Source organism: Micromonospora sp. NPDC005206 (assembly GCF_040608175.1).
Taxonomy (GTDB): Bacteria; Actinomycetota; Actinomycetes; order Mycobacteriales; family Micromonosporaceae; genus Micromonospora.
Map to the genome: position 1 here is coordinate 1 of NZ_JBEXHU010000051.1, position 13,992 is coordinate 13,992.

The window sequence follows — 13,992 nt, forward strand, 5'->3', positions numbered from 1 at the left end:
ACCCGACCCGGCGACGGTCATGACGTTCATTTATGAACACCGTGACCAGTTCGCGGTCGCGCTCCTGCTACGGGTCCTCAACATCGGCGCCTCGACGTACTACGCGTGGGCCAAGCAGGCCGAGCAGCCCTGCGACCGGGGCATGGTTGACCTGGGCCTGATCTCGAACATCCACGAGATTTGGGAGGCGTCCGGGCATACATACGGCGCGGACCGGGTGCACCGGCAGCTACACCGCGACGGCATCCGCGTCGGCCGCAAGCGCGTCGAGCGGCTGATGGCGGCCCAGGGCTGGCAGGGGGCGTTCCTGCGTCGAGGCTGGCGCGGCGGCTCCACGCGACAGGACCCGCGGCACACGCCGGCGCCGGACTTGGTCAACCGGCAGTTCACCGCGACCGGGCCGAACCGGCTCTGGGTCGCCGACGCCACCCGCATCCCCTGCGGTCAGGGCGCGTTCTGGCTGGCCGCGGTCCGCGATGTGTTCTCCCGACGGATCCTCGGGTGGAAGACCTCCGACCGCTGCGACACCGACCTGATCCTCGCCACCCTCGAATACGGCATCTGGTCCCGCGACGTCCGCGACGGCCAGTTGATCCACCACTCGGACAGGGGAGTCCAGGGTGGATTCAACTACACGTCTTTCCGCTTCGCGCAACGCTTGCATCCGGCAGTCCAGTACGGGTGACAGGCGTCAACTGAGCCGATCGAGCACCTCGTCAGTGGTGACGACTTCGCCGAACCGCGGCATGACCACCGTCAGCGCGTGGTCATGCTCCGCCGCCGTCATGCCGCTCATCGCATCGGCCGTGAAGGTGACCTCAAACCCGTGATCGGACGCAGCGCGCGCGGTCGACTCGACGCCCATCGTCGTGGCAATGCCGGCCATGACCACTGTGTTCACGCCGCGGTCCCGCAGCTGGTCGGCCAAGCCTGTGCCATAGAACGCGCCGATAGTCCGCTTCACCACAGCGATGTCGCCGGGCTGCGGCTGCATCTCCGGGACGAACCCGCTGCCAGGCGGCTGCTCGGCGACGCCCGGCCGATCCACCCGGACCAGGACCACGGTGCCGCCTGCCCGGCGGAACGCTGTCACCAGACGGCTTGCCCGGGCCACCACGTCGGCGCCCTTGTGGGGACCCAAGTCCTGCTCGACGATACGCGGCATCAGGTCCACAACGATCAGCGCAGTGCGTCCGGCGAGGAGCGGCTCGGTAAGGGGTGAGGGCATCTCGCGACCCTAACACCCCGGCAGGCACGGCATAACCGCCGTCAACAGCAGCCGCCGCAGGCGAGTGTGCGTCATCGCTACGTGACCAACGGGAACACCCTCCACACCGGCTGGCGCGGACACCTCACCGACTTCCTTAGAGACTACGGGGCGTCACCGGACTCGGGATCTACCGCACCTGGCGATAAGCCCTTCTGAATAGCGCTCCTGGACTACTCAGACAAGATCGTCTAGCCGGACGTGTCACCCACGTCCCGAGACTGATCTGTCACGGACGTCCTGAGACCCGACATCGCCGGCAGCCGGCCGCCCGCTTGGCTACTGGGAACGGCCGAACTCGGCGTACTGCGAATGGTCATCGTCGAGTGCGTCGAGCGCAGCTCGCACCCTGCGTGCCATGGACGGCCGGAGAAGCGGCACCGCGTCGTCGTAGGCCAGGAACCGTAGATCTTTGAGTTCGTCGTCGGTCGGCTTAAGGGCAACGGCCTGGTCCTCGTCGAGCTGCCCGCCGTCAAAGATGAACATGATGCCGTCGGGCCAGACACCGTGAGCCGGAATCCAGTCGACGACCAGCAGCCGGTTGACAGGCAGGTCGAGACCGATCTCCTCGCGGATTTCCCGGCGACACGCGGCCAGCGGTGATTCACCGGCGTCGGCCACACCTCCCGGGATGTCGAGGAATAGCTTGTAAGCCGGCACCACGAACAGCACCCTGCCAGCGGGATCACGGATCAGGGCGCCGCCGGCCACCCGCTTGCGGGGCAGCCGCCCAGCAATGCCTGGGTTGAACTCGCGTTCCGGCTCGCCCTCAGCGAGGAGATCCTCGGCCAACGTCACGGCCTTACCGTACTGAACTCCGAGCAGGGTCACCTCATACACCTCGGCTGGCCAGGAGCAGATCAGCGCGCCGCTGAAAGTCCCTGACGACGGCTTGCCGCTCGTGCGGTGCGAGCTGCTTCCGAAGCTGTGTCAGATGCTCTCGGGATCGATGAGACGTCAGTCCGGTGGCCGATTCAACTGCCGTCGTGGCGAAGGCTGTTGACTGCTCGATGTCCCCGTCAAGGAGTGCCACGCGAGCCAGCTGGACGGCACCGTAAACGCGGCGGCGGGCTTGGACCCTCCTGTTGTCCCAGACCAGTTGCAGCATGGGCCGCGCTTCCTTAGCCTTGCCGAGCTCGACCCAGCAGCACGTGCCCGCGTGGCTGGCGAACAGCACATCGCCCCAGTGCGTGCTCCACTCCGGACGTTCTTCTGGGACGACCTGGTTGAAGCTCTGCTCTGCGCGAAGCAGCGCCGCGGTGCAGCCCGCTTCGTCGCCTTGGGCGGCAAAGGCTCGTGCTTCGAAGATGCATGCTTCGGTAACTGCGACCGGCGTGCCGGCCCGGGTGCTTGTGTCCCGGGCTACCTGGGCGAGTCGGAGTGCCTGGTCGGGTCGGCGAAGGTACAGGGCCTGGTCAGCCATGCTCGTCAGTACGTAGGCAGCATAAGCCTGCTCGCCAGTGGCCTCCGCGAAACGCAGCGCCTGAATGAAGTACCGCGGCGCCAAAGAGTGCCGTACGTGTCGTAGGCCATCCATCCGATCAGCTCACAAAGCACTGCGGTCGCCTTGAATAGCTCGGGGAGAGCATCAAGGGCCTGTCGACCTACCTCGCCCACGCCGACCCGGGGTTCGCCCTGCGGACCTACACGCATCTCCTGCCGACCAGCGAGGACCGCACTCGCCGAGCCATCGACACCGCGTTCGGTGAGGACCAGGCCGCCGAGGACGGCTCGGAAGCCGTCGACGGCCTGGAGACGGCATGATCATGGCTCAGTGGCCTTCCGGACGGCCAGAATTGCAGGTCAGGGAACCTGCGCCCGTCACTTGGCGTTGAAGTAGCTCGCCTCCGGGTGGTGGACCACGATGGCGTCGGTGGCCTGCTCGGGCATCAGCTGGAACTCCTCGGACAGCTCCACGCCGATCCGCTCCGACCCGAGCAGCTGCACGATCTTCGCCCGGTCCTCCAGGTCGGGGCAGGCCGGGTAGCCGAACGCGTACCGGCAGCCCCGGTAGTCGTTGCGCAGCAGGCCGGCCAGGTCCGCCGGGTCGTCGGCGGCGAGCGGGCGGCCGTCGGGCAGGGTCAGCTCGGCGCGGATGCGCCGGTGCCAGTACTCGGCGAGGGCCTCGGTGAGCTGCACCGAGAGGCCGTGCACCTCCAGGTAGTCGCGGTACTCGTTGCGGGCGAACAGCTTCGCCGCGTACTCGCTGACCGGCTGGCCGACCGTGACCAGCTGCAACGCGACCACATCGAGCTGGTCGCCCTTGGGCCGGAAGAAGTCCGCGAGGCAGAGCCGTCGCTCCTGCCGCTGCCGGGGGAAGGAGAACCGGGCGCGCTCCGCGTGCCCGTTCTCGTCGAGCACCACCAGGTCATTGCCTTCGGAGTACGCGGGGAAGTAGCCGTACACGACGGCTGCCTCCAGCACCTGGTCGGCGATCAGCCGGTCCAGCCAGTAGCGCAGGCGTGGCCTGCCCTCGGTCTCCACCAGCTCCTCGTAGGACGGTCCGCTGCCGCCCCGTGCGCCGTTCAGCCCCCACTGCCCCCGGAAGGTGGCCCGTTCGTCGAGCAGCGCCGCGTAGTCGGCCATCGGCACACCCTTGACCACCCGGGTGCCGAAGAACGGCGGGGTGGGCACCGCCACGTCCGCGGCCACGTCGGAGCGGACCGAGGAGTCGTGCAGCTCCGGCAGCGACTCGCTGACCATCGACCGCTGCCGTTCGCGGCGGGCTCGACGGGCCGCGAGAGCCGCCTCCCGCTCCGGGTCGATCACCGGCGCGCCGCCGCGCTTGGCGGTCATCACCTTGTCCATGAGGGACAGCCCCTCGAACGCGTCCCGCGCGTAGTGCACCTGCCCGGGGAACGTCGACCGCAGGTCGTCCTCGACGTAGGCCCGGGTGAGCGCCGCCCCGCCCAGCAGCACCGGCCAGCGCTCCGCGACCCCGCGGGTGGCCATCTCGGCCAGGTTTTCCTTCATGATCACTGTGCTCTTGACCAGCAGCCCGGACATGCCGATCGCGTCGGCGCGGTGCTGCTCGGCGGCGTCCAGGATGGCGCTGATCGGCTGCTTGATGCCGATGTTCACCACCTCGTAGCCGTTGTTGGACAGGATGATGTCGACCAGGTTCTTGCCGATGTCGTGCACGTCGCCGCGCACGGTGGCCAGCACGATGCGGCCCTTGCCGCCGTCCTCGGTGGTCTCCATGTGCGGCTCCAGGTAGGCCACCGCGGTCTTCATCACCTCGGCGGACTGGAGCACGAACGGCAGCTGCATCTGCCCGGAGCCGAACAGCTCGCCGACCACCTTCATCCCGTCCAGCAGGATGTCGTTGATGATCGACAGCGGGGCCCGGCCGCCGGCCATCGCGGCGTCCAGGTCCGCCTCCAGGCCGTTGCGCTCGCCGTCGATGATCCGCCGCTTGAGCCGCTCGTCCAGCGGCAGCGCCGCCAACTCCTGCGCCCGGCTGGCCCGGGCACTGGTCACGTCGACGCCCTCGAAGAGCTCGAGGAAGCGCTGCACCGGGTCGTACCCCTCGCGGCGCCGGTCGTAGACCAGGTCCAGTGCGACCTCGCGCTGCGCCTCGGGGATCTTCGACATCGGCAGGATCTTGCTGGCGTGCACGATCGCCGAGGTCAGGCCGGCCTGCACGCACTCGTGCAGGAACACCGAGTTGAGCACCTGCCGGGCTGCCGGGTTGAGCCCGAAGGAGATGTTCGAGATGCCCAGCGTGAAATTGACCCCCGGATAGCGGCGGGCGATCTCCCGGATCGCCTCGATCGTCTCGATGCCGTCGCGGCGGGTCTCCTCCTGACCGGTGGCGATCGGGAAGGTCAGCGCGTCGATCAGGATGTCGCCGCGGTCCAACCCCCAGCGGCCGGTCAGATCGTCGATCAGCCGCGCCGCGACCCGGACCTTCCAGTCCCGGGTACGCGCCTGCCCCTCCTCGTCGATGAGCAGCGCGACAACCGCCGCACCGTGTTCCCGCACGACTGGCATCACCCGCGCGTACCGGGAGTCGGGGCCGTCACCGTCCTCGAAGTTCACCGAGTTGACCACGCACCGGCCGCCGAGCATCTCCAGCCCGGCCTCGACGACGGCTGGCTCGGTGGAGTCCAGCATGATCGGCAGCGTCGACGCGGTGGCGAACCGGCCGGCCAACTCCCGCATGTCCTGGGTGCCGTCGCGGCCGACGTAGTCCACGCAGAGGTCGAGCAGGTGCGAGCCGTCGCGCGCCTGACTGCGGGCGATCTCCACACAGGCCCGCCAGTCGCCGGCCAGCATCGCCTCCCGGAACGCCTTGGAACCGTTGGCGTTGGTCCGCTCCCCCACCATCAGCACCGAGGCGTCCTGGGCGAACGGCACCGGGTGGTACACCGACGAGACGCCGGCTTCGTGCCGGGGCTCACGCGACGCGGCCGTGACGCCGTGCAGCCGCTCGGCCAGCACCCGGATGTGCTCCGGCGTGGTGCCGCAACAGCCACCGACCAGGCCCACGCCGTACTCGCTGCTGAACCGCTCCAGCGCGTCGGCCAGCTCCACGGGAGTGAGCGGGAAGTACGCGCCGTCGGCGGTCAGCACCGGCAGGCCGGCGTTCGGCATCACCGACAGGGGGATGCGGGAGTGCTGCGACAGGTACCGCAGGTGCTCGCTCATCTCCGCCGGGCCGGTGGAGCAGTTCAACCCGATCAGGTCCACCCCGAGCGGCTCGATCGCCGCCAGCGCCGCGCCGATCTCGCTGCCCACCAGCATCGTGCCGGTGGTCTCCACGGCGACGTGGCAGATGATCGGCACCGGCTGGCCCAGCTCGGCCATCGCCCGCTTCGACCCGACCACCGCCGCCTTGACCTGGAGCAGGTCCTGGCAGGTCTCGATGATCAGCGCGTCCGCCCCGCCGACGATCAGCCCGGCGGCGTTCTCCTGGTACGCGTCGCGCAGGGTGGCGTAGTCGGCGTGCCCGAGGGTGGGCAGCTTGGTGCCCGGCCCGATCGAGCCGAGCACGAACCGGGGCCGCTGCGGGGTGCTGGCCGCGTCGGCGGCCTCCCGGGCGATCCGGGCCCCCGCCTCGGACAGCTCCCGGATGCGGTGCGGGATGTCGTACTCGCCGAGGTTGGCCAGGTTGGCGCCGAACGTGTTGGTCTCCACGCAGTCCGCGCCGGCGGCCAGGTAGGCGTCGTGCACTCCCCGCACCACGTCCGGCCGGGTGACGTTGAGGATCTCGTTGCATCCCTCCAGCCCGTCGAAGTCGTCGAGCGTGAGGTCCGCGGCCTGCAGCATCGTGCCCATCGCCCCGTCGGCGATGAGGATCCGGTCGGCCAGCACATCCATCAACGAAGTCCGCACCCGTTCAGGTTAGTGCGGTCGCCATCGCACCCCACGCCGTCCGCGCCCGATCCCATATTGTGTCAGCGGGATCACCCTGTCCGATTCGTCGTCGTATGCCCGGTCGTGGGTCCGGCCGACCGGCGCGGCCGACGGGCCGCACCCCGGCCCGGCACGTAGGCTGACGGACGTGAAGGACAACAGGGACGCCACCGTGCCCCACGGCCCGACGACCGGGCACGGTCCCGGCGTCGGCCGCGACAAGCAGGGTGAGGTGACGGCGTGACCGAGTTCGACGGACTGCCGGTGCTGCGGTCCCCGGTGGCCATCGCCGCGTTCGAGGGCTGGAACGACGCGGCCGACGCGTCCACCGCCGCGGTCGAGCACCTGGAGCAGGTGTGGAACGCCCGGCCGGTCACCGAGCTGGATCCGGAGGACTTCTACGACTTCCAGGTCAGCCGGCCGACCATCACGATGGCCGACGGGGAGACCCGCCGGGTGGAGTGGCCGACGACCCGCTTCATGGTGGCCAGTCCGGAGGGCACCGAGCGGGACGTGGTGCTGATCCGGGGCATCGAGCCGAGCATGCGCTGGCGGACGTTCTGCGAGCAGGTGCTGGAGATCTGCCACAGCCTCGAGGTGGAGCGGGTGGTGCTTCTCGGCGCGCTGCTCGCCGACGTGCCGTACACCCGACCGCTGCCGATCAGCGGCAGCGCCTCCGACGCGCAGGCCGCCGAGCGCTACCAGCTCACCCCCACCCGGTACGACGGGCCGACCGGCATCGTGGGCGTGCTGCACGACGCGTGCAGCCGCGCCGAGGTGGACGCCGTGTCGTTCTGGGTGCACGTGCCGCACTACGCCAACAACCCGCCCTGCCCCAAGGCCACCCTCGCCCTGCTGCACCGGGTCGAGGAGGTCGTCGACCTGCCGGTGCCGATGGCCGACCTGGCCGAGGAGTCCGCCGAGTGGGAGCAGCGTGTGCGCAGCGCCGCCGAGCAGGACGCCGAGCTCGGCGAGTACGTCCGCGAGCTGGAGGAGCGGGTCGGCGACGAGGGGATCACCCCGTTGACCGGTGACGAGATCGCTCAGGAGTTCGAGAAGTACCTGCGGCGTCGGGGCGGTTCGGCGGGCCCCACCGCGGGCTCCTGGTAGCGCCTCTCCCCCGTTTACGTTCGGGCCCTGGACCTTCTGGTCCGGGGCCCGTTTTCGTCTTCTCCCGCGTGTCCGGGGTAGCGAGGTCACACCCTCTAGGGCATCCTAGGAACCTAGCTGTGATCAAGGAGGCGGGTATGCAGATCAACCCCGGGGCCGCGGAGTTCCCGCACCGGCAGATCGCCGCGCAGCTCAAGGCCCAGGTCCGCCGCGGTGACTGGGCGCCCGGCGAGCGGCTGCCGTCCATCCCGGCCATCGCCGAGATGTTCGGCGTCGCCAAGCAGACCGTGCAACGCGCCGTCGACCAGCTGCGGGTCGAGGGCATCCTGATCACCAAACCCGGTTCCGGTACGTACGTCCGGGGCACCCGCCGCCGGCTCAACCGGCTCTCCCGCGGCCGGTACGGCGGCTTCCGCGGCTACCACACCGACCTGGCCGCCCGGTACCGGCAACAACTCGTCTCGGTCGGCCGCTCCCCCGCCCCGGCCGAGGTCGCCGACGCGTTCGGGGTGCCCGACGGCACCGACCTGCTCTGCCGCCGACACCTCGTGCGCACCGACGACTCCCCCGTCGAGGTGGGCGCCTCCTGGTTCCTGCCCGCCGACACCGCCGGCACCTCGCTGGAGCGCGCCGAGGCGTTCGGCCGGCCGCTCTACCAGGAGGCCGAGGAGGCCACCGGACGGCGGTACGGCTCAGCCACCGACACGATCAGCGCGCGCCAGCCCAGCCGGGAGGAGGCCGAGACCCTTCAGATCCGGCCCGACACGCCGGTGCTGCACCTGCTGCACGTCGCGTACGACGCCCACCACAAGCCGATCGAGGTGGCCCAGGCCACCTGGCCCGGCCCGATGACCACCCTCACCGAGGAGTACAAGATCCCCGCCCCAACCCCAGACCCAACCCTCGACCCGGGCCTGGTCCTGGGCTGAACCGGACCCCCAGCTCAGCGCCTGCCCGCTGCTCACTCCTGTCGACCATGAGGTTGACGGGTCCAGCAGAGATCGAATCGCCCGCCAACGTCATGATCGACTCGACGTTGCGCGGTGATCGACTCGGCTTCCTGGAAATCGGTGCGTCGCACCGGCCCGGACACCGCGCCTTCATGGAAACCGAGTCGATCACGACGCGACGCGACGCAGCGCAGCGCAGCGCGGAGCGGCGGCGCTGGTGGTTAGAGGTGGATGCCGAGTAGGGCGTCCACCGTCTTGGCGAAGAGGGCTGGGGCCTCCGGGTCGTCCTTCGCGCCGGCGAGGGTTGCGTTGGCCCAGTTGTCGGCGACGGCCAGGGCGCCGGGGGTGTCGAGGTCGTCGGCCAGGCGTTCGCGTACCCCGGCCAGCAGCTCGGCCCCGGACGGCCCGGCGGGCGCGGCGGCGGCTCGGCGCCAGCGCGCCAGCCGCTCCTGAGCGGCGGTCAGCAGCTCGTCGGTCCACGTGCGGTCGCTGCGGTAATGCCCGGACATCAGGGCCAGCCGGACCGCCATCGGGTCGACCTTGTCGGCGCGCAGCCGGGAGACGAAGACCAGGTTGCCGCGGGACTTGGACATCTTCTCGCCGTCCAGGCCGATCATTCCGGCGTGCACGTAGTGCTCCGCGAACGGCGCCTGACCGGTGAGCCGCTCGGCGTGCGCGGCGGACGCTTCGTGGTGCGGGAACAGCAGGTCGTTGCCGCCGCCCTGCACGTCGATCCGGTCGCCGAGCAGGTTCAGCGCGATCACCGCGCACTCGATGTGCCAACCGGGGCGGCCCGGGCCCAGCTCCCCGCCCGGCCAGGACGGCTCGCCCTCGCGGGCGCCACGCCACAGCAGCGGGTCCAGTGGGTCGCGTTTGCCGGCCCGGTCCGGGTCACCGCCACGCTCCGGGAATATCTCCAGCATCTGCTCCCGGGTCAGGTTGGACTCGTAGCCGTACCGGCCGGTGGCGGAGACGTCGAAGTAGACGTCGCCGGTGCCGTCGTCGAGCTGGTACGCGGCCCCGTCCTTGAGCAGCACCTCGACCTTGTCGGCGATGTCCGGGATCGACTCGACCGCGCCCACGTAGTGCTCCGGCGGGATGATCCGCAGCGCCTCCATGTCCTCCCGGAACAGCGCCGTCTCGCGCATCGCCAGGACCACCCAGTCCTCGCCGTCACGGGCGGCACGCTCCAGCAGCGGGTCGTCGATGTCGGTGACGTTCTGCACGTACCGCACCGGACGGCCGGCGTCGCGCCACACCCGCTGCACCAGGTCGAAGGTGATCATGGTGGCGGCGTGACCCAGGTGCGTGGCGTCGTACGGGGTGATGCCGCAGACGTACATGCTCCCCGCGTCGGCCGGCTCACTCGGGTGGACACCCTGCCGCGCCGAGTCGTACAACGCCAACGGCTCGCCCCTGCCCGGCAGCCGTGGCACCTCGTGTCCCGCCCAAGACTCCATGGCCTCAGCCTAGCCAGCCCCACGACCGCCCCGGGCCGCCCCACGGGTGATCAAAATGACAGTGGATCACATGGGCGGCCAGGGCACCGCCGGCCAGTCCTCGGACGGCTGCGGGAAACGGCCGGTCTGCCGCAACACGTCGATCCGGGCGGCCAACTCGGCGATCTCGCTGATCGTCAGGTGGTCGGCCAGCTCCGCGCCGAGCGCCCCGGAGACCTGGCCGGCGAGCCCGTCGAGCATCTCCACGGCATCCGGTGGCAGCTGCTTCCCGGACCAGCCCCAGAGGACCGTACGCAGCTTGTCCTCGACGTGGAAGCTCACCCCGTGGTCCACGCCGTAGATCCGGTCGTCGGCGCCGACCAGCACGTGGCCACCCTTGCGGTCGGCATTGTTGATCACCGCGTCGAGCACCGCGAGCCGGGCCAGCCGCGGATCGTCGGCATGTGCCAGCGCGTACGCGGCGCCGTCGTCGTCACGGGCGGCGGCGATCGGAAACCAGCGCGGCGGCAGCTCCCCGGCGGGCACGAACCCGACCAGCGGCTCGGCGTCCTCCGGCTCGTCGATCCAGAGCTGGCAGGAGCCCGGCCCGAACGGGCCGTCCCGGAGCACGGTGGGCGGCACCAGGTCCCAGCTGCTGTCCCGGGAGACCAGGTACGCCGAGACCTCCCGGCCCGCGAGGGTGCCGTCGGGGAAGTCCCAGAGGGGGCGCTCGCCACGGACCGGCTTGTAGACACAGCGCGCAGAGAGGTCGTCCAGCGTCAGGATGCCGCGCAGGGTGGTGTTCGACGCGTCGACCAGCCGACCCTCCAGGTCGAGCGCGCCGTCACGCAACAGCCGCAGCGCGGCGTCGCCGTCCTGGCGGGGCTGGAGGCCGGACGACGTCACCGGTGGTAACCGTTATGCCGCGGGCAGAGGTGCCCGGCGGGGTCCAACGGCTGGCCGCACAGCGGGCACGGCGGCCGTCCCGCGTTCACCACTCGCCGGGCCCGCTCGATGAACTGGCGGGTTGCGTGCGGGGTGAGCCGGACCCGGAGCCGGTCCAGGTCCTCGTCCGGCTCGTCGTCCTCGTCGTCGTCCTCGTCGTCCTCGTCGTCCAGCTCGACCTCGGCTTCCACCTCGCCGGCGGCGATCGCTTCGATCACCACGGTCGCGGTGTCCACGTCGAAGGCCAGCCCGAGTGTCCCGACCCGGAACTCCTCGTCGACCGGAGTGTCCAGCGGCTCGTTGTCGCCCACCACCGGCGCCAGCTCGGGCAGGTCCACGCCGAAGCGCCGCTGCGCCTCGGTGAGCAGCTCTTCCAGCTTCTCGGCGAGCAGGGACACCTGGACCTTCTCCAGCGCGACGCTGACCAGCCGGCCGCCGCCGCGAGCCTGCAGGAAGAACGCGCGCTCCCCCGGCGGGCCGACGGTCCCGGCGACGAACCGCTCCGGCGGCTCGAAGGCGTGCACCTGGTGGGTCATACCCACGACCCTATCCGGCCCGCCATGGCATCGCGCACCCCACCGACCCGAATCGCCCTGGCGGCGGCGCGCCCGGCGTACCGGTGGCTGCAGCCGGGCGTGGCGACCTCTCGGCCGCCTGCCGGCACCCGACACGGCGTCATCGCGGCGCACCAGCCCCACCGCCGACGGCCGCGTCGGAATCACCCGCGCGGGTCGCCCGCCGACGCCGCTTGCGCGGCGGCGGCACCAGGGCGGCGAGATCGCCGCCGGTGTCGTTGAGCCGGACCAGAAAGGGCCGCAGCGGCGTGAACCGGATCGCGGTCACCGACGCCGGGTCGGCCACGATCCGCTGAAAAAGATCCAGGTGTACGCCGAGCGCGTCCGCCACGATGGCCTTGATCACATCACCGTGGCTGCACGCCAGCCAGACCGCCTCGGGCCCGTGCTCGGCGCTCACCCGGGCGTCCCACGAGCGCACCGCCGCCACCGCACGCGCTGCCATCGCGGCCATCGCCTCCCCGTCCGGGAAGACCACCGCGCTGGGGTGCTGCTGGACCACCGGCCAGAGCGGCTCCTTGGCGAGCTTCTTCAGCGGCTGCCCCTCCCAGCTGCCGTAGTCACACTCGATCAACCCCTCCTCAACCACCGGAGCGGCCTGCGGAAGCGCCAGTTCCAGGGTCTGCCGGCAGCGGATGAGCGGACTGGTCACCACCTCCGCGAGCGGAACCCCCCGCAGCCGCTCGCCCACCGCGGTCGCCTGGGCCCGGCCCGTCTCGTCCAACTCGACGGGCTGGCGGCCGGCCAGCCCACCGTCCGCGTTCGCGGTGGTCCGGCCGTGTCGCAGAAGCAGAAGGGTCGCCACGGGACCACCCTATGACCTGTTCCAGGCCTTCGACGGTCGCGGGGTTCCTGGGTGGGGCGTGGTCGGATGTCGTGTTTGCGTCGGGGTTGCCTCGCGGGATCCGCCACCGCCCATCCTGGGTCAGGCGCACCGAGGTGCGTGTAACTCTGGCCTTGGCCGGTGTGCCGGGTTGGTGCGGGGTGGGGCCCGCCGTGCCCGGCTCCGGGCGGTCAGGCTTGATCCCTGCGCCGGGCACGGCGGGCCCCACCCCGTCGGTGGTCACCGTCCGTATGCAACCTCTGCGCGGCTTTGGGCAAGCTCCGTCCGACGGGTTGGTCGGTTCGTTCCGGTCTCTGTGCGATTCGGCGAGCCCATCCCCGGCGGGCGGTCGGTTCCTGTCCCTTGGGGTAGGTCGGGCAATCCGCGTCCCGCCGGCCATCGCTATTCGTCCCGATCCCTCTGGCCAGTGCGGTGAGTCCCATCCCGGGCGGACCGCTCGTCGTCCGGTTCTTGTTCCGGGTGCGATGCCGGGCAGGCCGTCCGCCTCGGTGTCGGACACGGGGGTCGGGTACTCGTTGTCGCGCATGAGTCGCGGTGGGCGACATATCCTCAGCCGTCTGGTTTGTGAGGCGCCACAACTCCATGATCGACGCGAGGCTGCGGGCGCGCGAGGCGGCGGCGGCGAGCCCGGATCCTGTGGGCGTCGTCGTGAGCGCTTCCCCGCGCCGGGCGCGTATCCCGCTGGTGCTCACCGCTCCCGTTCGGTCCTGCCTCGGGCGTGACCCCGCCGCCCTCGCGGCGGTGGTCGCTGTTGTGGGCGGTATACCTGTGAGGCATAAATATGCCTCTGAGGTATACCCCTCGTTGACCACCTCGCCCCGGATTCGCTTCATCCTCGTTCGCGGTGGTCGACTCAATGTCAGCGATGTCAGCGTTGTCGGGTTGTCGGCGATTTCGAGGACGTCCGCGATTTCGGGGATGTCGCGGTGTCCCGGGCGGCCGGATGGCCCGATATCGGTGATACCGAGTCGATCAACCCCAGCCGGTCGAGCTGAGCCCGCGACAGCCGGCAATCTCCGCGTCGAATGTCCGGTATCGGGTGGCTCTGGCGTGTGACCGGCTGCACTCGTGGGGTGGAATCGTGGCGGGCCGGGGGTCGTTACACACCCTGACGATCGCAGCACCACCGCCCGGCACCCCGCCCCTATGGGGGTTGGGATGGCGGTCGGGCCCGGGTTGGAATGCCCGCGGGTGGCCGGTCGTTGCAGACCCCGCGAACGATCGCACCAGCACCCCGTTCACGCAGGGTGCCGATGGATGGGCCACCCCCGGAATGCCCGCGGCCCGGCGGTCGTTACACACAGACCCGGCGCCACGAGCCCCCGCTTGTCGGCCGCCGAACTCCAAGACTTTCCCCCCGTGTTGTTGAAAGCGCCGGACGAGGTGCTCGCACCCTGCGCGCCGCCGTTCCCCGGAGCGGGCGTGTGGGTGTCTACCCCCCTGAAGGAGCTGACCTCTCATGAACACGATCATTCGTAAGAGCATGCTGTCTGTTGCTGGTCTC

Annotated in this window: 12 protein-coding genes; 4 read left to right on the forward strand and 8 right to left on the reverse strand. The window is 70.5% G+C overall.

What is annotated here, in order from left to right:
• Nucleotides 1–685: IS3 family transposase (locus ABZU69_RS36150; RefSeq protein ID WP_354968738.1), on the forward strand; the 685-nt coding region annotated here is incomplete at its 5' end.
• 6 nt (nt 686–691) lie between these two features.
• On the opposite strand, the gene ABZU69_RS36155 is transcribed toward ABZU69_RS36150, so the two are convergent.
• From ABZU69_RS36155 to metH, 4 genes are all read right to left on the reverse strand, one after another.
• A complete protein-coding gene (locus tag ABZU69_RS36155) occupies nt 692–1,228 on the reverse strand; it encodes an isochorismatase family protein (RefSeq protein WP_354968739.1) in 537 nt (178 codons plus the stop codon).
• A 318-nt stretch (nt 1,229–1,546) separates the two neighbouring features.
• Nucleotides 1,547–2,098 (reverse strand): NUDIX hydrolase, encoded by a 552-nt coding sequence (locus ABZU69_RS36160; protein ID WP_354968740.1) that lies wholly within the window; start codon nt 2,096–2,098, stop codon nt 1,547–1,549.
• Nucleotide 2,099: 1 nt separating this feature from the next.
• Nucleotides 2,100–2,804, reverse strand: coding sequence for a hypothetical protein (locus tag ABZU69_RS36165; RefSeq protein WP_354968741.1), 705 nt, complete (start codon nt 2,802–2,804; stop codon nt 2,100–2,102).
• Nucleotides 2,805–3,088: 284 nt separating this feature from the next.
• On the reverse strand, nt 3,089–6,604 hold the full coding sequence (gene metH, locus ABZU69_RS36170; RefSeq protein WP_354968742.1) for a methionine synthase: 3,516 nt from the start codon (nt 6,602–6,604) through the stop codon (nt 3,089–3,091).
• Between the two features lie 261 nt (nt 6,605–6,865).
• On the opposite strand from metH, the gene ABZU69_RS36175 reads away from it, so the two are divergent.
• The 3 genes from ABZU69_RS36175 to ABZU69_RS36185 all read left to right on the forward strand — a co-directional run bounded on the left by ABZU69_RS36175 (nt 6,866) and on the right by ABZU69_RS36185 (nt 8,927).
• Nucleotides 6,866–7,735 carry a PAC2 family protein gene (locus ABZU69_RS36175; protein ID WP_354968743.1) on the forward strand — a complete coding sequence of 290 codons (870 nt, stop codon included), beginning with the start codon at nt 6,866–6,868 and terminating at the stop codon, nt 7,733–7,735.
• Between the two features lie 137 nt (nt 7,736–7,872).
• Nucleotides 7,873–8,664 (forward strand): GntR family transcriptional regulator, encoded by a 792-nt coding sequence (locus ABZU69_RS36180; RefSeq protein ID WP_354968744.1) that lies wholly within the window; start codon nt 7,873–7,875, stop codon nt 8,662–8,664.
• A gap of 92 nt (nt 8,665–8,756) precedes the next feature.
• Entirely contained in the window at nt 8,757–8,927 is a 171-nt protein-coding gene (locus ABZU69_RS36185) for a hypothetical protein (protein WP_354968745.1), read from the forward strand.
• Here the strand turns inward: ABZU69_RS36185 and mshC are convergent.
• The 4 genes from mshC to ABZU69_RS36205 form a co-directional block, all read right to left on the reverse strand.
• Entirely contained in the window at nt 8,907–10,145 is a 1,239-nt protein-coding gene (gene mshC, locus ABZU69_RS36190) for a cysteine--1-D-myo-inosityl 2-amino-2-deoxy-alpha-D-glucopyranoside ligase (protein WP_354968746.1), read from the reverse strand. The two genes, ABZU69_RS36185 and mshC, sit on opposite strands and share 21 nt — an antisense overlap.
• A 66-nt stretch (nt 10,146–10,211) precedes the next feature.
• On the reverse strand, nt 10,212–11,030 hold the full coding sequence (locus ABZU69_RS36195) for an SCO1664 family protein (protein WP_354968747.1): 819 nt from the start codon (nt 11,028–11,030) through the stop codon (nt 10,212–10,214).
• Nucleotides 11,027–11,605 carry a DUF3090 domain-containing protein gene (locus tag ABZU69_RS36200; RefSeq protein ID WP_354968748.1) on the reverse strand — a complete coding sequence of 193 codons (579 nt, stop codon included), beginning with the start codon at nt 11,603–11,605 and terminating at the stop codon, nt 11,027–11,029. The genes ABZU69_RS36195 and ABZU69_RS36200 overlap by 4 nt, the downstream gene beginning before the upstream one ends.
• 139 nt (nt 11,606–11,744) lie before the next feature.
• On the reverse strand, nt 11,745–12,449 hold the full coding sequence (locus ABZU69_RS36205; RefSeq protein ID WP_354968749.1) for an MSMEG_4193 family putative phosphomutase: 705 nt from the start codon (nt 12,447–12,449) through the stop codon (nt 11,745–11,747).
• Between the last annotated feature and the right edge of the window lie 1,543 nt (nt 12,450–13,992).